This window comes from Nocardioides hungaricus, from assembly GCF_054782915.1.
In genome coordinates, this window is sequence record NZ_BAAGRO010000020.1 from 169,085 (window position 1) to 185,294 (window position 16,210).

The 16,210-nt window shown below is 70.7% G+C and carries 20 protein-coding genes; 15 read left to right on the plus strand and 5 right to left on the minus strand.

Going from position 1 to position 16,210, the window contains the following annotated elements:
- The first annotated feature begins 54 nt into the window (after window positions 1-54).
- The 5 genes from secY (at window position 55) to ACYVKX_RS09940 (ending at window position 5,022) form a co-directional block, all read left to right on the plus strand.
- Window positions 55-1,359: a preprotein translocase subunit SecY gene (gene secY / locus ACYVKX_RS09920; protein ID WP_460831443.1), complete on the plus strand. Its 1,305-nt coding sequence runs from the start codon at window positions 55-57 to the stop codon at window positions 1,357-1,359.
- 4 nt (window positions 1,360-1,363) lie between these two features.
- Complete coding sequence (locus tag ACYVKX_RS09925; protein WP_460831446.1) at window positions 1,364-1,939, plus strand: adenylate kinase; 576 nt, start codon at window positions 1,364-1,366, stop codon at window positions 1,937-1,939.
- Window positions 1,939-2,781 (plus strand): type I methionyl aminopeptidase, encoded by an 843-nt coding sequence (map, locus tag ACYVKX_RS09930; protein ID WP_460831448.1) that lies wholly within the window; start codon window positions 1,939-1,941, stop codon window positions 2,779-2,781. Before ACYVKX_RS09925 ends, map begins: the two co-directional genes overlap by 1 nt.
- 144 nt (window positions 2,782-2,925) lie before the next feature.
- Window positions 2,926-3,957 carry a TerC family protein gene (locus ACYVKX_RS09935; RefSeq protein WP_460831450.1) on the plus strand — a complete coding sequence of 344 codons (1,032 nt, stop codon included), beginning with the start codon at window positions 2,926-2,928 and terminating at the stop codon, window positions 3,955-3,957.
- A gap of 27 nt (window positions 3,958-3,984) precedes the next feature.
- Window positions 3,985-5,022, plus strand: a complete 1,038-nt coding sequence (locus ACYVKX_RS09940; protein ID WP_460831452.1) for an LLM class flavin-dependent oxidoreductase — start codon at window positions 3,985-3,987, stop codon at window positions 5,020-5,022.
- A 7-nt stretch (window positions 5,023-5,029) separates the two neighbouring features.
- On the opposite strand, the gene ACYVKX_RS09945 is transcribed toward ACYVKX_RS09940, so the two are convergent.
- Both ACYVKX_RS09945 and ACYVKX_RS09950 read right to left on the minus strand, forming a co-directional pair.
- Window positions 5,030-5,788, minus strand: coding sequence for a hypothetical protein (locus tag ACYVKX_RS09945; RefSeq protein ID WP_460831454.1), 759 nt, complete (start codon window positions 5,786-5,788; stop codon window positions 5,030-5,032).
- Window positions 5,785-6,315, minus strand: a complete 531-nt coding sequence (locus tag ACYVKX_RS09950; RefSeq protein ID WP_460831456.1) for an RNA polymerase sigma factor — start codon at window positions 6,313-6,315, stop codon at window positions 5,785-5,787. The genes ACYVKX_RS09945 and ACYVKX_RS09950 overlap by 4 nt, the downstream gene beginning before the upstream one ends.
- Window positions 6,316-6,599: 284 nt before the next feature.
- Between ACYVKX_RS09950 and infA the strand changes: the two genes are divergently transcribed.
- From infA to rplQ, 7 genes are all read left to right on the plus strand, one after another.
- Window positions 6,600-6,821 carry a translation initiation factor IF-1 gene (gene infA, locus ACYVKX_RS09955; RefSeq protein ID WP_011757309.1) on the plus strand — a complete coding sequence of 74 codons (222 nt, stop codon included), beginning with the start codon at window positions 6,600-6,602 and terminating at the stop codon, window positions 6,819-6,821.
- Window positions 6,822-6,849: 28 nt separating this feature from the next.
- Window positions 6,850-6,963 (plus strand): 50S ribosomal protein L36, encoded by a 114-nt coding sequence (rpmJ, locus tag ACYVKX_RS09960; RefSeq protein WP_011757308.1) that lies wholly within the window; start codon window positions 6,850-6,852, stop codon window positions 6,961-6,963.
- 188 nt (window positions 6,964-7,151) lie between these two features.
- On the plus strand, window positions 7,152-7,526 hold the full coding sequence (gene rpsM / locus ACYVKX_RS09965) for a 30S ribosomal protein S13 (RefSeq protein WP_157341721.1): 375 nt from the start codon (window positions 7,152-7,154) through the stop codon (window positions 7,524-7,526).
- A 59-nt stretch (window positions 7,527-7,585) separates the two neighbouring features.
- On the plus strand, window positions 7,586-7,993 hold the full coding sequence (gene rpsK / locus ACYVKX_RS09970) for a 30S ribosomal protein S11 (RefSeq protein ID WP_011757306.1): 408 nt from the start codon (window positions 7,586-7,588) through the stop codon (window positions 7,991-7,993).
- A gap of 33 nt (window positions 7,994-8,026) precedes the next feature.
- The gene (rpsD, locus tag ACYVKX_RS09975; protein WP_460831461.1) at window positions 8,027-8,635 is read left to right on the plus strand and encodes a 30S ribosomal protein S4; all 609 of its coding nucleotides are present in this window, start codon (window positions 8,027-8,029) and stop codon (window positions 8,633-8,635) included.
- 101 nt (window positions 8,636-8,736) lie between these two features.
- The gene (locus ACYVKX_RS09980; RefSeq protein WP_460831464.1) at window positions 8,737-9,753 is read left to right on the plus strand and encodes a DNA-directed RNA polymerase subunit alpha; all 1,017 of its coding nucleotides are present in this window, start codon (window positions 8,737-8,739) and stop codon (window positions 9,751-9,753) included.
- A 64-nt stretch (window positions 9,754-9,817) separates the two neighbouring features.
- Window positions 9,818-10,405: a 50S ribosomal protein L17 gene (rplQ, locus tag ACYVKX_RS09985; protein WP_460831466.1), complete on the plus strand. Its 588-nt coding sequence runs from the start codon at window positions 9,818-9,820 to the stop codon at window positions 10,403-10,405.
- A 167-nt stretch (window positions 10,406-10,572) separates the two neighbouring features.
- Here the strand turns inward: rplQ and ACYVKX_RS09990 are convergent, their stop codons facing one another.
- Window positions 10,573-10,920: a GntR family transcriptional regulator gene (locus tag ACYVKX_RS09990; RefSeq protein WP_460831468.1), complete on the minus strand. Its 348-nt coding sequence runs from the start codon at window positions 10,918-10,920 to the stop codon at window positions 10,573-10,575.
- A 22-nt stretch (window positions 10,921-10,942) separates the two neighbouring features.
- Here ACYVKX_RS09990 and ACYVKX_RS09995 point away from each other — a divergent pair, with 22 nt between their 5' ends.
- Window positions 10,943-11,818, plus strand: a complete 876-nt coding sequence (locus ACYVKX_RS09995; protein WP_460831470.1) for a PfkB family carbohydrate kinase — start codon at window positions 10,943-10,945, stop codon at window positions 11,816-11,818.
- A 1-nt stretch (window position 11,819) separates the two neighbouring features.
- Here the strand turns inward: ACYVKX_RS09995 and ACYVKX_RS10000 are convergent, their stop codons facing one another.
- Entirely contained in the window at window positions 11,820-13,484 is a 1,665-nt protein-coding gene (locus ACYVKX_RS10000; RefSeq protein ID WP_460831473.1) for an NAD(P)/FAD-dependent oxidoreductase, read from the minus strand.
- Between the two features lie 41 nt (window positions 13,485-13,525).
- Between ACYVKX_RS10000 and truA the strand changes: the two genes are divergently transcribed.
- Both truA and ACYVKX_RS10010 read left to right on the plus strand, forming a co-directional pair.
- Window positions 13,526-14,326, plus strand: a complete 801-nt coding sequence (truA, locus tag ACYVKX_RS10005; protein WP_460831475.1) for a tRNA pseudouridine(38-40) synthase TruA — start codon at window positions 13,526-13,528, stop codon at window positions 14,324-14,326.
- Window positions 14,319-14,921 (plus strand): class I SAM-dependent methyltransferase, encoded by a 603-nt coding sequence (locus ACYVKX_RS10010; protein WP_460831477.1) that lies wholly within the window; start codon window positions 14,319-14,321, stop codon window positions 14,919-14,921. Before truA ends, ACYVKX_RS10010 begins: the two co-directional genes overlap by 8 nt.
- A 53-nt stretch (window positions 14,922-14,974) precedes the next feature.
- On the opposite strand, the gene ACYVKX_RS10015 is transcribed toward ACYVKX_RS10010, so the two are convergent.
- Window positions 14,975-16,210, minus strand: a complete 1,236-nt coding sequence (locus ACYVKX_RS10015) for an acyl-CoA dehydrogenase family protein (protein ID WP_460831481.1) — start codon at window positions 16,208-16,210, stop codon at window positions 14,975-14,977.

Below are 16,210 nucleotides of genomic sequence, written 5' to 3' on the forward strand. Positions count from 1 at the left end.
GGTCCTTGCGATCGACTCGCAGGGGCTGTTTCACGCTTGGAGAAAGAGGATCCCGTGCTGAGCGCGTTCGCGAACGCTTTCCGGACCCCGGACCTGCGGCGCAAGCTGCTGTTCGTCCTGTTGATCATCGCGATCTTCCGGCTCGGATCCCAGATCCCGACCCCCGGCGTGAACGTCGCGAACGTGCAGACGTGTGTCGCCATCGCCTCGGGCGGCGAGAACGCCAGCCTCTACAGCCTGGTCAACATGTTCTCCGGCGGTGCGCTGCTCCAGCTCACCATCTTCGCGCTCGGCATCATGCCCTACATCACCGCGAGCATCATCCTGCAGCTGCTCGTGGTCGTGATCCCGCGGCTGGAGGCCCTCAAGAAGGAGGGCCAGTCCGGCCAGACCAAGATCACCCAGTACACCCGCTACCTGACGCTGGGCCTCGCGGTCCTCCAGGCCACGGGAATCGTCGCGCTGGCCCGCTCGGGCGAGCTTCTCCAGGGCTGCAACGAGGACCTGCTGGTCGACAACGGCACGGCGACGTTCCTCGTCATGGTCGTCACCATGACCGCCGGCACGGCGGTGATCATGTGGCTCGGCGAGCTGATCACCGAGCGCGGCGTCGGCAACGGCATGTCGCTGATGATCTTCACCCAGGTGATCGCGGGCTTCCCGTCCTCGCTGTGGGCCGTCCAGAACACCAAGGGCTGGTGGACGTTCGGCATCGTCCTGGTCATCGGCTTCGTCATCATCGGCGCGGTCATCTTCGTGGAGCAGGCGCAGCGCCGGATCCCCGTGCAGTACGCCCGCCGGATGGTCGGCCGCAAGATGTTCGGCGGCAGCTCCACCTACATCCCGCTCAAGGTGAACCAGGCCGGCGTCATCCCGGTCATCTTCGCCTCGTCGCTGCTCTACCTGCCCGCCATGCTCGCGTCGTTCAACCGGAACTCGGAATCCAGATGGGTCCGGTGGATCAACGACTACATGGTCCAGGGCTCGCACCCGCTCTACATGATCACGTTCTTCCTGCTGATCGTGTTCTTCACCTACTTCTACGTCTCGATCACCTTCAATCCCCAAGAGGTGGCCGACAACATGAAGAAGTACGGCGGCTTCATCCCCGGGATCCGGGCGGGCAAGCCGACCGAGGAGTACCTCTCCTACGTCCTGTCTCGCATCACGCTGCCCGGAGCCCTGTACCTCGGCCTGGTCGCCCTGATCCCGCTCATCGCGTTCGTGATGGTGGGTGCCAACCAGAACTTCCCGTTCGGTGGCACGAGCATCCTGATCATGGTCGGTGTCGCCCTCGACACGGTGAAGCAGATCGAGAGCCAGCTCCAGCAGCGCAACTACGAAGGGTTCCTGCGGTAATCCGATGCGTCTGATCATCATGGGCCCGCCCGGGGCGGGCAAGGGCACCCAGGCCAAGTTCATCGCCGAGCACTTCAAGATCCCGGCGATCTCCACCGGCGACATCTTCCGGGCCAACGTCTCCCAGGGCACCGAGCTCGGCCTTCAGGCCAAGCGCTACATGGACGCCGGCGAGTACGTCCCCGACGAGGTCACCAACCTGATGGTCCGCAACCGGATCGACGAGGAGGACGCCGTCAACGGGTTCCTCCTCGACGGCTACCCGCGCACCCTCGCCCAGGTCGAGGAGCTCGACGGGATGATCCGCTTCACCGGGCACCAGCTCGACGCGGTCGTCTGCCTGACCGTCGACCAGGACGAGATCGTGCACCGGCTGCTCCAGCGTGCCCAGGTCGAGGGTCGCGCGGACGACACCGAGGAGGTCATCCGCCGCCGGCAGGAGGTCTACCTCGAGCAGACCGAGCCGCTGATCTCGGTCTACCAGGAGCGCGGCATCGTCGTCGAGATCGACGGCATGGGCGACGTCCACGACGTCACCGAGCGCGTCTTCCAAGCGCTCGACATCATCCCCGAGAGCTGATGGGCCTGCTCGACCGCGGCGTCGAGATCAAGACGCCGGACCAGCTCGACGCGATGCGCCGGGCCGGCCTGGTGGTCGGCGCGACGCTGGAGCTGCTGCGCGGCGCCGTACGCGCCGGCATCTCCACGGCCGAGCTGGACGCGATCGCGGAGGACAGCATCCGCTCCGCCGGCGCGACCCCGTCGTTCCAGGGCTATCACGGCTTCCCGGCCTCGATCTGCGCCTCGGTCAACGACGAGGTCGTGCACGGCATCCCGGGCGACCGGGTGCTGGCCGACGGCGACGTGATCTCGATCGACTGCGGGGCCATCGCCCCGGACGACTCCGGGCGCGGCTGGCACGGCGACGCGGCGATCACGGTCGCGGTCGGGGAGGTGTCGGAGCAGGTCGCCGAGCTGATGCGGGTCACCGAGCAGGCGATGTGGCGCGGCATCGCCGCCGCCCACCTCGGCGGCCGGGTCACCGACATCTCCGCCGCGATCGAGCGCTATGTCCGCGGCCAGGGCCGCTACGGGATCGTCGAGGACTACACCGGCCACGGGATCGGCTCCGCGATGCACCAGCCGCCGAACGTGCCGAACCACGGCCGCCCCGGCAAGGGCCCCAAGCTGGTCGAGGGCCTCGCCCTCGCGGTCGAGCCGATGATCACCCTCGGCAGCAAGGAGACCTCGGTCCTCGACGACGACTGGACCGTCGTCACCGACGACGGCGGCTGGGCCGCGCACTTCGAGCACACCTTCACGCTGACGCCGACCGGCACGTGGGTACTGACCGCCCCGGACGGCGGCGAGGAGGCGCTGTCCGCGCTGGGTGTGAAGTTCGGCGGGCGACCCGCCGTGTGACAGGATGGGCCGCGCAGTGGGGAGTATCCCTTCGCTGCGGGTTCGTCAGCACGAGCGGCCTCGCTCCGGATCCGTGGATCGCCCGTACGGCGGTGGGAGAGACCTCTGACGGTCTCTCGTCCCCTCGATGCAGGAGTTGTCCCCTTGGAGATCTCGACCCTGGAATGGGCGATCACGATCGGCGTCACCTGCGCGGTGCTGCTCTTCGACGTGATCGTCATCGCCCGGAACCCCCACGAGCCGTCGTTCCGCGAATGCGCGATCGCGCTGTCGATCTACATCGGCGCCGCGGTGCTGTTCGGCGGCTGGATCTGGTTCATCCACGGCTCCGACCTCGGCGTGCAGTTCTACACCGGCTGGCTGACGGAGTACTCGCTCTCGATCGACAACCTGTTCGTCTTCATCATCTTGATGGCCGCCTTGAAGGTGCCCCGCGAGTACCAGCAGGAGGCCCTCATGGTGGGCATCGTCCTGGCGCTGGTCTTCCGCGGCATCTTCATCGCGCTCGGCTACCAGCTGATCTCCAACTTCAGCTGGGTCTTCTACCTCTTCGGCGCCTTCCTGGTCTACACGGCGGTGACGCTGGTCAGGAGCTACCGCTCCCACCAGGACGAGCACCCCGAGGACAACCGCGTCGTCACCTTCGCGCGCAGGCACCTCAACGTCGGCGAGGAGTGGCACGGGCTCAAGCTGTGGTACCGCAAGAACGGCGTCCGCCTCGTCTCGCCGATGCTGATCGTCATCATCGCGCTCGGCACCACCGACCTGCTGTTCGCGCTCGACTCGATCCCGGCGATCTTCGGCATCACCCAGGAGCCGTACCTGGTCTTCACCGCCAACGTGTTCGCGCTGATGGGCCTGCGCCAGCTCTACTTCCTCCTCGGCGGCCTGCTCAAGCGCCTGGTCTACCTCTCGCTCGGCCTGGCCTTCATCCTCGCGTTCATCGGCGTCAAGCTCTTCTTGGTGGCGTTGCACGAGAACGAGATCCCGTTCATCAACGGCGGCGAGCCGATCAGCGCTCCCGAGATCCCGTCGCTGCTCAGCCTGGGGGTCATCCTGGCCACGCTGGCCGTCACCGCGGTCGCGAGCCTGCTCGCGTCGCGGCGGATGTCGGAGACCGAGATCGAGGAGCGCACCAGCGCGATGAAGTCGCCCGACGAGCGCACACCGGAATAGCGCCCCGCCCGCGCCGGTTCCTCCGAGGTGAGTCCCGCCCTCTCCGTCCTCGACCTGGTCCCGGTCCGCAGCGACCAGGCCACGGCCGACGCGGTCGCGGCCACGCTCTCGCTCGCCCGGGTCGCCGACCGGCTCGGCTACACCCGCTACTGGCTGGCCGAGCACCACAACATGCCGGCGGTCGCCGCGACCAACCCGCCGGTGCTGATCGGGCTGGTGGCGGGCGCGACCGAGCGGATCCGGGTCGGGTCGGGCGGCGTGATGCTGCCCAACCACGCGCCGCTGGTCGTCGCCGAGCAGTTCGCGCTGCTCGAGGCGGCGTTCCCGGGCCGGATCGACCTCGGCATCGGCCGGGCGCCGGGCAGCGACCCGGTGACGTCGTACGCGCTGCGGCACGGGGCCGGCGGGGTGAGCGACGAGGCGGTCACCCGCTTCCCCGAGTACGTCGACAACGTGCTCGCGATGATGGCGCCGGCCGGCGTGGGGCTGAACGTGCAGGGCCGCACCTACCCGCTCCGGGCCACGCCCGGCGCGACCTCGGTGCCGGCCATCTGGCTGCTCGGGTCCTCGGACTACTCCGCCCGGCTCGCCGCCGAGAAGGGGCTGCCCTACGTCTTCGCCCATCACTTCTCGGGCAGCGGGACCGCGGAGGCGCTGGCGCTCTACCGGGAGCACTTCCGGCCCTCGCCGGAGCTGTCCGAGCCGCGGACCTTCCTGACCGTGAACGCGGTCGTCGCCGAGACCGAGGAGGAGGCGGCCCGGCTGGCGTGGCCTCAGCTGCTCGCGATGCTCGCGCTGCGCACCGGCCAGGAGCTGCTGCCCCAGCGGCTGGTCGAGGAGGCCGAGAAGGTCGAGCTGCCGCAGCCGCACCTGGACCTGGTGGAGGCGATGGCCCAGCGGTGGGTCATCGGGGCTCCGGAGCGCTCCCGGGCCCGGCTCGAGGAGCTCGCGGCGACGTACGGCGTCGACGAGGTGATGGTCCACCCGGTCGCCGGGGCGTACGCCGGCACCGAGCCGGCCGGCAGCCCGGCGCGCGAGCGCACGCTGGAGCTGCTGGCCGGCTGAGTTGGGGTCAGGAGTAGAGGTCGTCGACCGTCCGGGTGACGGCACCCGAGGTGTCGAGGAACTCGACGGTGATCCCGCTCTTGCGGAACGTCGCCGAGGCGTCCTCGAGGTAGTCCCACGGGCGGGGGTCGGTGCCCGGCAGTGTGACCGCGAAGGCGCCGGTGCTCGGGTCGACCGGCAGGGTGAGGTCGACCTTCTGACCCGTCGCGCTGAATTGTCCCCTGACCCGGACGGCGGACGTCCCGTCGTCGGCGTCGCCGAAGAGGACCGGGTAGTAGGTCGACTCGTCCGCGGCCTGCGCCCAGGCGATCTGGACGCGGTTCAGGTCGAATCCGCTGGGGCCAGAGTCGCTGCACGAGGTGCCGCCGGAGCCCATCGCCCGACCGTCCCACTGGTCGATGTACGCCGTGCACCACATCCTCTCGGAGACGCCCTGCCACGCGGCGAACCGGCTGCCGTCCGGCAGCGTCAGGTCGACGATCTGGGTGAGATCGGGCACCTGCTCGGGTGGGACGCCGAGATCGCGACCGGCGTCCGCGACGTTCGAGGAGAAGAGCGCGGGCACCCCTCCGGCCGCGTAGGCGACCCCCGTGACCCCGACGCTCGCCATCGCGGCGGCGGCGATGCCCGCCCGCCACGGGCGGCGTACCCGCCGACGGCGACCCGACGTCGCGCGGGCCAGCACGTCTCCGCGGAGGCGGTCGGTCTCGGCGCGCAGCCGGCCCTCGTCCGGGGCGGTCTCGCGCAGCAGCTCGTCGATGTTCATGATCGGTTCCTCTCGGGCAGGCGGATCTCGGGTGTGGGGTCGGTGAGCAGGGCGGCGGTGAGACGGGCCCGGGCCCGCATCAGCCGGGCGCGGAAGGCCCGGGCGGTGCAGCCCGCCACGGCCGCCGCCGCGGTGTGGTCGAGGCCGTCCCACGCGGTGAGCAGCAGCGCCTCACGCTCCCGCTCCGAGAGGGTCGCCAGCGCATCGAGCACGGTCTGTCGCCGTACGGCGACCTCCTCGGCCGCGGGCACCTCGTGGCGCGCGAGCTCGGCGGCCAGCCGGGCCAGGTCGACGTGCCTGCGGGCGGTGCGACGCCGTCCGGCCACCACGTTGCGCGCGGTGACGATCAGCCAGCCGATGGCGGGGTCCGGAACGACGTCGATGCGACGCCAGGCGACCGCGAACGTCTCGGCCACCACGTCGTCGGCGTCGTCCGGGCCGCAGTGGCGCGCGGCGTACGCGTAGACTCGCGGCGCGCAGGCGTCGTAGATCGCCGCCAGCCGGTCCCGGGCCTCGGTCTCCCTCATGTCCAGTAGTGCCTCCACGGGGCCGCGCTGCCACACGGCGGCCTGATTCGTGTTTTCGCGCCGGCTCCGACTAGACTGGCGTGTCGGCCCAACGTGGGTCTGCTTCGTGGTGCCTCGCGGCTGCCCGGATCACCCGTTCGAACCACTCTTTCGAGGGGCTCGTGCGCGTGCCCGGGATGAGGTCCACGAGCGGCTGCACGAGGTCCACCGCCCACTCCGCATCACCGGGAGGGGCGGAGGTTCCCGGGCCACGGTAGACAACCGATCGACAGATTGTGGAGGACATGCCGAAGAAAGAAGGCGTGATCGAGATCGAGGGCACCGTCGTGGAGGCCCTCCCGAATGCGATGTTCCGCGTGGAGCTGAGCAACGGGCACAAGGTTCTCGCCCACATCAGCGGCAAGATGCGGCAGCACTACATCCGGATCCTCCCGGAGGACCGCGTGGTGGTGGAGCTCTCGCCGTACGACCTCACCCGGGGTCGGATCGTCTACCGCTACAAGTAACCGCAGCCGAACCGGAAAGGGCTCGACAGTGAAGGTCAAGCCGAGCGTCAAGCCGATCTGTGACAAGTGCAAGGTGATCCGTCGCCACGGCCGCGTCATGGTGATCTGCGAGAACCCGCGCCACAAGCAGCGTCAGGGTTGAGCAGTAGCACCGCACAACTGAACAACCACAACGTGATCGCTCAGCCCGTCGTACGGCGGCGCGAAACACCTCCGGAGCAGACGGCCGGAGCCCGGGACCCCAGTGAATTCTGGGGCGAGGCCGGGACGCGACACGACCGAAACCGCTGCGGACAACCGTAAGGACTCTGTCCTTCTGAAAGGGCCAACATGGCACGCCTCGTTGGTGTCGACCTCCCGCGCGACAAGCGCATCGAGGTCGCTCTCACCTACATCTACGGCATCGGCCGTACCCGCGCCCAGCAGCTCCTCGCCGCGACCGGGGTCAACCCGGACCTCCGCGTGCACCAGCTGGGTGACGAAGAGCTGGTCAAGCTCCGCGATGAGATCGAAGCCAACTTCAAGATCGAGGGCGACCTCCGTCGCGAGGTCCAGGCCGACATCCGCCGCAAGATCGAGATCGGCAGCTACCAGGGTCGCCGTCACCGCCAGGGCCTCCCGGTCCGCGGTCAGCGCACCAAGACCAACGCCCGGACCCGCAAGGGCCCGAAGCGCACGGTTGCCGGCAAGAAGAAGGCCAAGTGATCTGACGCCTCCGGCGTCTCACCGACCACCACAGACCAGCTACCTCCAGGAGTTACTGCATGCCTCCCAAGAGCCGCACCGCGGCCGGCGCCAAGAAGGTGCGTCGCAAGGAGAAGAAGAACGTCGCGATGGGCGAGGCCCACATCAAGAGCACGTTCAACAACACCATCGTCACGATCACCGACCCGACCGGTGCGGTGATCTCGTGGGCGTCCGCCGGCACGGTCGGCTTCAAGGGCTCCCGCAAGTCCACCCCGTTCGCCGCGCAGATGGCCGCCGAGGCCGCCGGTCGCCGGGCGATGGAGCACGGCATGAAGAAGATCGACGTCTTCGTCAAGGGCCCGGGCTCGGGCCGCGAGACGGCGATCCGGTCCCTGGGTGCGATCGGCCTCGAGGTCGGCACCATCCAAGACGTCACGCCCACGCCCCACAACGGCTGCCGCCCGCCCAAGCGCCGCCGCGTCTGACGCGCACCCGAGAACAGGAGACTTGGAGTAAAGATGGCCCGCTACACCGGCCCCATGACCAAGAAGTCGCGCCGTCTCGGCGTCGACCTCGTCGGCGGCGACGCTGCGTTCGAGCGTCGCCCGTACCCGCCCGGCCAGCACGGCCGCGGCCGGATCAAGGAGAGCGAGTACCTCCTCCAGCTTCGGGAGAAGCAGAAGGCCCGCTTCACCTACGGCGTGCTCGAGAAGCAGTTCCACAACTACTACACCGAGGCCTCGCGTCGCTCCGGCAAGACCGGCGACAACCTGCTCCAGCTGCTGGAGTGCCGCCTCGACAACGTGGTGTACCGCGCCGGCTTCGCCCGGACCCGCCGCCACGCCCGCCAGCTCGTCGGGCATGGTCACTTCAAGGTGAACGGCAAGAAGGTCGACATCCCGTCGTACCAGGTCGCCGCCCACGACGTGATCGACGTGCGCGAGAAGTCGCTCGAGATGACGCCGTTCATCGTGGCTCGCGAGACCCACGGCGAGCGTGTCGTCCCGGCCTGGCTCGAGGCGATCCCGTCGCGGATGCGCATCCTCGTGCACCAGCTCCCGGTCCGCGCGCAGATCGACCTGCCGGTCCAGGAGCAGCTCATCGTCGAGTACTACTCGAAGAAGTGACCCGGGTGCCTCGCCTGCGGGCGGGGCGCCACCACCCACCTTCCGTCGCCAGCACATTCGGGCCCGTCAAATAGCGGGTGGGCCCGGAAAGGAAAGAACAAGTGCTCATCGCACAGCGCCCCACCCTGTCGGAAGAGACCGTCGACGAGTTCCGCTCGCGGTTCGTGATCGAGCCCCTGGAGCCCGGCTTCGGCTACACCCTGGGCAACTCGCTCCGTCGTACGCTGCTCAGCTCGATCCCCGGTGCCTCCATCACCAGCATCAAGGTCGACAACGTCCTGCACGAGTTCTCGACCCTCGAGGGCGTCAAGGAGGACGTCACCGAGGTCATCCTCAACCTCAAGGGCCTGGTCGTCTCCTCGGAGCACGACGAGCCGGTCACCATGTACCTGCGCAAGTCGGGCGCCGGTGACGTCACCGCCGCGGACATCGCGCCGCCGGCCGGCGTCGAGGTGCACAACCCCGACCTGAAGATCGCCACCCTGTCCGACAAGGGCAAGCTGGAGATGGAGCTCGTCGTCGAGCGCGGCCGCGGCTACGTCTCGTCGGTGCTCAACAAGGGCCAGGACAACGAGATCGGCCGGATCCCGGTCGACTCGATCTACAGTCCGGTCCTCAAGGTGACCTACAAGGTCGAGGCCACCCGCGTCGAGCAGCGCACCGACTTCGACAAGCTCGTCATCGACGTCGAGACCAAGCCGTCGATCCGTCCCCGCGACGCGATCGCCTCGGCCGGCAAGACCCTGGTCGAGCTGTTCGGCCTGGCCCGTGAGCTCAACGTCGAGGCCGAGGGCATCGACATCGGCCCCTCGCCCGTCGACGAGCAGCTCGCGGCGGACCTCGCCCTCCCGGTCGAGGACCTGCAGCTCACCGTCCGCTCCTACAACTGCCTCAAGCGCGAGGGCATCCACACCGTGGGTGAGCTGATCAGCCGCTCGGAGCAGGACCTGCTCGACATCCGCAACTTCGGCGCCAAGTCGATCGACGAGGTCAAGGCCAAGCTGGTCGAGATGGGCCTGTCCCTCAAGGACAGCGCGCCCGGCTTCGACCCGCACGCCGCGCTCGCGGCGTACGGCGATGACGACGACGACGCGTTCGTCGAGGACGAGCAGTACTGAGTCATCTGGAACTACAGACATCTACTCCGGTACCTGACACGGCCGGAGAGAAAAGAGACAAGCAATGCCCAAGCCCACCAAGGGTCCCCGCCTCGGCGGCAGCCCGTCCCACCAGCGCCTGATCCTGTCGAACCTGGCCACCCAGCTGTTCGAGCACGGCCGGATCACGACGACCGAGGCGAAGGCGCGCGCGCTGCGGCCGCACGCCGAGAAGCTGATCACCAAGGCCAAGAAGGCGCACCTCGGCGAGAACAGCCTGCACAACCGGCGCGAGGTCCTCAAGACCATCCGCGACAAGTCGGTCGTGCACACGCTGTTCACGGAGATCGCGCCGACCTTCGCCGAGCGTCCGGGTGGCTACACCCGGATCACCAAGATCGGCCCCCGCAAGGGCGACAACGCCCCCATGGCGGTCATCGAGCTCGTGACCGAGGCCTACCAGCCGTCGGCCCCGAAGGCCGCGAAGGCTGCCCCGGCCGCCGCCCCGGCTCCGGTCGAGGAGGCTCCGGTCGAGGAGTCCGCCGACGAGACCACGGCGTCCACCGTCGCCGAGGACGCCCTCGTCGAGGACACCGTGGCAGAGGAGGCCGCTGCCGAGGAGGTTGCGGAGGCCGAGCCTGAGGAGAGCACCGAGGAGGACGAGAAGGCCTGAGCCCGCTCGCCGTACTCACCGCCGGCCCGTCAGAGCGCTGCTCTGGCGGGCCGGTCTCATTCCCGCGTTGAGTTGGGCCTCGTTTGCGGGTGACTTGGGCAGAAGTCTCGACTCAACGGTGACTCCTGCCCAACTCAACGGTGACTTCTGCCCAACTCAACGTGCGGTCACCAGGCGCGGTCGACGAGGTGGAGCGCCTCGGGGAGGGTGAGGCCCCGGCGACGGGCGAGGGCGGCGTACGCCGTGGCGGCATCGCGGGCCTCGGTGGTGTCGGTGGCCGAGGCGACGAAGGTGCCGCGGCGGCCCTCGGTGGCGATGACGCCGTCGGTCTCGAGGGCGCGGTAGGCCTTGGCGACGGTGTTGACCGCGAGGTGGAGCTCCGCGGCGAGGGCGCGGACGGTGGGCAGCCTCGTGCCGGCCGGGAGCTCGCCGGACGCCGCGCGCGAGGCGATCTGGACGCGCAGCTGCTCGTACGGTGCGACGTCCGACCCGGCGTCGAGGGGGAAGACCTCCATGCGGGCATGGTAGGGAGTCCTCATGGACAGCGTGCTCGTGGTGGGGGAGTCGCTGGTCGACGTCGTGCATGCGGCCGACGGCACGACCACGGAGTACGCCGGCGGCAGCGCCGCCAACGTCGCGGTGGCGCTGAGCCGGCTCGGCCGGCCGGTGCGGTTCGCGACGGCGTGGGGCGACGACGCGCGCGGCCGGGTGCTGGCCGACCACCTGGCGCGGGCCGGGGTCGAGCTGGCGAGCGACCCGCTGGTGCTCGAGCGGACCGCGACGGCGGCGGCGACCATCGGCGCGGACGGGGCGGCGTCCTACGAGTTCGACCTCGACTGGCGGATCGCCGAGGTGTCGCCGGGGGCGCCGGTGGCGGTGCACGTGTGCTCGATCGGCGCGGTGCTCGAGCCCGGCGCCGGCCAGGTGCTGGAGCTGCTCGCCGGGCTCCGCGGGACGGCGACGCTCAGCTACGACGTCAACGCCCGGCCGGCGATCACCGGCACCGGTCCCGACCTGGTCGAGCGGGTGGAGCGGATGGCCGCCGTGGCCGACCTCGTGAAGGCGTCCGACGAGGACCTGGCCGCGCTCTACCCGGCCCGCGACACCGAGTCCGCCGCGCGCCGCCTGCTCGGGCTCGGCCCGTCGGCGGTCGTGGTGACCCGGGGCGGTGCCGGCGCCACCTGGGTAGGCGCGGACCGTACGGTCGCGGTCGCCTCCCTGCCGGTCGAGGTCGCCGACACCATCGGCGCCGGCGACACCTTCGGCGCCGCCCTCATCGACGCGATCTGGGGCCGTCCCCTCGACGGGCTCACCACCGGCGAGATCGAGGAGGTTCTCGCCCACGCGGCCCGCGCTGCGGCCGTCACGGTCTCGCGGCCGGGCGCGGACCCGCCGTACTGCAGCGAGCTGTAGGTCAGGCCGGCTCCGGCGCCAGCCAGGCGTGCACGAGGGGTACGACGGACGCGCCCTCGCCGCTCGCCGAGGCGACCCGCTTCATCGAGCCCGCGCGGACGTCGCCGGCGCAGAAGATGCCGGGGACCGTGGTGGCGAGCTCGGCCGGCGGCAGCCCGTCGACCCAGTGCTCGCGCGGGACGTCGCGGCCGGTGAGCACGAACCCGCGCGGGTCGCGGGCGATGCCCGGCGGGATCCAGTCGCAGCGCGGCTCGGCGCCGAGCAGCAGGAAGAGACCGTACGCCGGCACGCGGTCGCGCGCGCCGGTGCGCACGTCCTCCAGCGACAGCCACTCCAGGCGGCCGTCGCCGCCGCCGTCGACGACCGTGCAGCAGGTGCGCACCGAGATCCGGCTGTTGTACGCGATCTCGCCGACGAGGTAGGCCGACATGGTCTCCTCGAGCGCCGGCCGGCGCACCAGGATGGTGACCGAGCGGGCGAACCGCGCGAGGTGCATGGCGGCCTGGCCGGCCGAGTTGCCGCCGCCGACCACGTACACGTCCTGGCCCTCCATCTCGCGGGCGGCGGTCATCGCGGCGCCGTAGAAGACGCCGCTGCCGACCAGCTCCTCGACCGGGTCGACGCGGAGCTTGCGGTAGGCGACGCCGCTCGCGATGACGACCGAGCGCGCCCGCACCTCGCCGGAGTCGGTGCAAAGGACATGGGGCGCACCGTCGTACCCGGGCCGGAGGTCGTCGACGACCTGGCCGGTGTAGAACCTGGCCCCGAAGCGCAGCGCCTGGTTGCGGGCGCGCTGGGCCAGCCGCATGCCGGAGACGCCGCGCGGGAAGCCGAGGTAGTTGCGGATCATCGAGCTGGTGCCGGCCTGGCCGCCGATCGCCTCGGCCTCGAGGATCACGGTGGAGAGGCCCTCCGAGGCGGCGTACACCGCCGCCGCGAGGCCGGCCGGGCCGCCGCCCACGACGGCCAGGTCGACGACGTGGTCGAGGTCGAGTTCTGTCGGGGCGCCGTAGAGCGCGATCGCCACGTCGCGCACCGACCGGGCGTGCACGACCGGACGGTCGAGCGCGTAGACGAGGGGGTACGCCGACTCGCCGTCCCACCGGTCCAGGACGTACCGGCCGCCGTCGGAGTCGGGCGCGTAGACGCGGCTCGGCATGCCCATCCGGTCGAGGAAGTCGCGGATCGCAAGCGTGAGCCCGTCGCGCACCGGCGAGACGATCTTGACCGAGACGACCTCGGGGTCGGGGACGGTCGAGCCCCAGTCGGAGAGCAGGTCGGTGATCGCGTTGTGGAACTCCTCGTCGCGCACCCCGCGCGGCATCAGCAGGAACGCGTCGTACTTGCCGGTCGCCATGCCGGAGCGGAGCCCGGGGGCGTCGGCGAGGAAGCGGTCCCAGTGCGCGGCGATCACCCGGCGCGCGGTGGGGACCTTCTCGCGCAGCTTGTGGAAGGCATGGAGGACGGTGTCGGCGTCGGGGACGACCGACTCGGAGACGTACATCGCGACAGTGCCGCCGCCGGCGATGACGTCGTGGGTCGCCGCGAGGGCCTCCTGGCAGGAGCGCGCGAGGCGCACGTCGTACTCGCGCTCGTAGCGGGCGAACGCGTCGCGCAGCTCGTCGGGGTGCTCCGCCCCGATCAGCACGATGGCGGGGGTGCTCACGACCTCAGCCTAGGCCGGGCGCTCCACTAGGCTCGCTCCTCGTGCGGATCCGGCTCGACCTCGCCTACGACGGCAGCGGCTTCCACGGCTGGGCCGCCCAGCCGGGGTTGCGGACCGTGCAGGGCGAGCTGACACTCGCGCTGGCGACCGTGCTCCGGGTGCCGTCGGTCGACGTCGTGTGCGCCGGTCGCACCGACGCGGGCGTGCACGCCCGGGGCCAGGTCGTGCACCTCGACGTCGAGGACCCGCCCGAGCCGGAGCTGCTGGCGCGCCGCGCCAACGGCGTACTGGCTCCCGACGCGCGGATCCACCGGGCGACCGCGGTGCCGGCGGCGTTCGACGCCCGGTTCGGTGCGCTGTGGCGCCGCTACGCCTACCGGATCGCGGACCGGCCCTCGCTCGTGGACCCTTTGACCCGCTCGCACGTGCTCGCCTGGCCGCGGCCGCTGGACGAGGCCGCGATGAACGCGGCCTCGCTGCTGCTGGTGGGCCGGCACGACTTCGCGTCGTTCTGCAGGCAGCGCGCGGGCGCGACCACGATCCGCACGCTGGAGGAGCTGTCCTGGTCGCGCGAGGGGTCCGGCGTGCTGGTGGGGACGGTCCGAGCCGACGCGTTCTGCCACAGCATGGTGCGCTCGCTGGTCGGCTGCCTGATCGCGATCGGCGAGGGCCGCAGGCCGGTCGACTGGGCCGGCGAGATCCTCGCGGCCGCGGTACGCGACCCGGCGGTCGCGGTCGTGCACGCGCACGGGCTCACGCTCGAGGAGGTCGCCTACCCGCCCGACGACGAGCTCGCGGCGCGGGCTGCGCAGACCAGGGCGAGGCGGGTGGCCGATGGCTGAGGACCACTACTTCTCGGCCGACCCGTCGGTGCCGTTCAGGCGCGAGCCCTTCGCCTGCGAGGTCTGGGGCCGCTCGCTGTCCCTCGTGAGCGGCGCCGGCGTCTTCAGCCGCGGCCACCTCGACCACGCGACGGCGGTGCTGCTCCGCGAGACCGATCCGCCCGCGCCGGGGCGGATCCTCGACCTCGGCTGCGGGTACGGCGTGATCGGGCTCGCCGTCGCCGCGGCCGTGCCCGGGGCGACGGTCACCGGCGTCGACGTGAACGAGCGCGCCGTACTGCTCGCCGACGAGAACGCCGCCGCGCTGGGTGTGACCGACCGGTTCAGGGCGACCACGCCGGGCGGCGTACCGGCGGACGCGGAGTTCGACGAGATCTGGTCGAACCCGCCGATCCGGATCGGCAAGGCGGCCCTGCACGAGCTCCTGCTGCGCTGGCTGCCCCACCTCGCCCCCGGCGGCCGTGCGGTCATGGTGGTCGGCAAGAACCTCGGCGCCGACTCGCTCCAGCGCTGGCTCACCGAGCAGGGCTGGCCGACCGAGCGACTCGCCAGCGCCAAGGGCTTCCGGGTGCTCGAGACCCGCCGGGGCGGCTGATCTGTCGTCGAGACACCTGAAATGGCCCTCAGATCGACGATTTCGGGGCCAATTCAGGTGTCTCGACGGTCTTGGCCCGAGGCGAGCTCGGCCTTGGCCAGGGAGTTCTTGTGCACCTCGTCGGGGCCGTCGGCGAAGCGCAGGGTGCGGATGCCGGCGTACGCCGCCGCGAGGGGGAAGTCCTGGGAGAGCCCGCCGGCGCCATGCACCTGGATCGCCTTGTCCAGGATCCACTGCACGGTCTGCGGGGTGGCGATCTTGATCGCCTGGATCTCGGTGTGCGCGCCGCGGTTGCCGACGGTGTCCATCAGCCACGCGGTCTTGAGCACCAGCAGCCGCAGCTGCTCGATGCGGACGCGGGACTCGGCGATCCAGTCGCGGACGACGCCCTGCGCGGCGATCGGGCGCCCGAAAGCGACCCGGCCGGACGCGCGCCGGCACATCAGGTCGATCGCCGCCTCGGCGACGCCGATCGAGCGCATGCAGTGGTGGATGCGCCCAGGACCCAGGCGGGCCTGGGCGATCGCGAATCCCGCGCCCTCCTCGCCGATCAGGTTCGCGGCGGGCACGCGCACGTCCTCGAAGGTCAGCTCGGCGTGGCCGCCGTGCTCGTGGTCGTCGTACCCGAAGACCTCCATGCCGCGTACGACGGTCAGGCCGGGTGTGTCGCGCGGCACCAGGATCATCGACTGCTGCCGGTGCCGCGCGGCGTCGGGGTCGGTCTTGCCCATCACGATGAGGATCTCGCAGTTCGGGTTCATCGCACCGGTGATCCACCACTTGCGGCCGTTGAGGACGTACTCGTCGCCGTCGCGCTCGATCCGCGTCGCGATGTTGGTGGCGTCCGACGACGCGACGTCCGGCTCGGTCATCGCGAACGCCGAGCGGATCTCGCCGGCGAGCAGCGGCCTCAGCCAGCGCTCCCTCTGCTCGGGCGTGCCGAACAGCGAGAGCACCTCCATGTTGCCGGTGTCGGGCGCCGCGCAGTTCAGCGCCGGCGGCGCGAGGTGCATCGAGCGGCCGGTGATCTCGGCGAGCGGCGCGTACTCGAGGTTGGACAGGCCGGGGGAGTCGGCGTGCTCCCGGGGCAGGAAGGCGTTCCAGAGCCCGAGGTCGCGGGCCTCCAGCTGGAGCTGCCTGAGCGCCGGCACGGTCGACCACTCCCAGCGGTCACCCTGCTGGGCCAACTGCTCGTGGAAGAGCGGCTCGGACGGCACGATCCGCTCCGCCAGGAAGCTCTCGAGGGTGTCGATCCGCTGCTGGGTGCGGGCGTCGTGGGCGAAGTCCAT

Bases quoted from the DNA above. Each gene is read 5' to 3' on its own strand.
- ACYVKX_RS09925 (WP_460831446.1), top strand. From the start codon at position 1,364: ATGCGTCTGATCATCATGGGCCCGCCCGGGGCGGGCAAGGGCACCCAG.
- map (WP_460831448.1), top strand. From the start codon at position 1,939: ATGGGCCTGCTCGACCGCGGCGTCGAGATCAAGACGCCGGACCAGCTC.
- ACYVKX_RS09945 (WP_460831454.1), bottom strand. From the start codon at position 5,788: ATGAACATCGACGAGCTGCTGCGCGAGACCGCCCCGGACGAGGGCCGG.
- ACYVKX_RS09950 (WP_460831456.1), bottom strand. From the start codon at position 6,315: ATGAGGGAGACCGAGGCCCGGGACCGGCTGGCGGCGATCTACGACGCC.
- infA (WP_011757309.1), top strand. From the start codon at position 6,600: ATGCCGAAGAAAGAAGGCGTGATCGAGATCGAGGGCACCGTCGTGGAG.
- rpsM (WP_157341721.1), top strand. From the start codon at position 7,152: ATGGCACGCCTCGTTGGTGTCGACCTCCCGCGCGACAAGCGCATCGAG.
- rpsK (WP_011757306.1), top strand. From the start codon at position 7,586: ATGCCTCCCAAGAGCCGCACCGCGGCCGGCGCCAAGAAGGTGCGTCGC.
- rpsD (WP_460831461.1), top strand. From the start codon at position 8,027: ATGGCCCGCTACACCGGCCCCATGACCAAGAAGTCGCGCCGTCTCGGC.
- rplQ (WP_460831466.1), top strand. From the start codon at position 9,818: ATGCCCAAGCCCACCAAGGGTCCCCGCCTCGGCGGCAGCCCGTCCCAC.
- ACYVKX_RS09990 (WP_460831468.1), bottom strand. From the start codon at position 10,920: ATGGAGGTCTTCCCCCTCGACGCCGGGTCGGACGTCGCACCGTACGAG.
- ACYVKX_RS09995 (WP_460831470.1), top strand. From the start codon at position 10,943: ATGGACAGCGTGCTCGTGGTGGGGGAGTCGCTGGTCGACGTCGTGCAT.
- ACYVKX_RS10010 (WP_460831477.1), top strand. From the start codon at position 14,319: ATGGCTGAGGACCACTACTTCTCGGCCGACCCGTCGGTGCCGTTCAGG.
- ACYVKX_RS10015 (WP_460831481.1), bottom strand. From the start codon at position 16,210: ATGGACTTCGCCCACGACGCCCGCACCCAGCAGCGGATCGACACCCTC.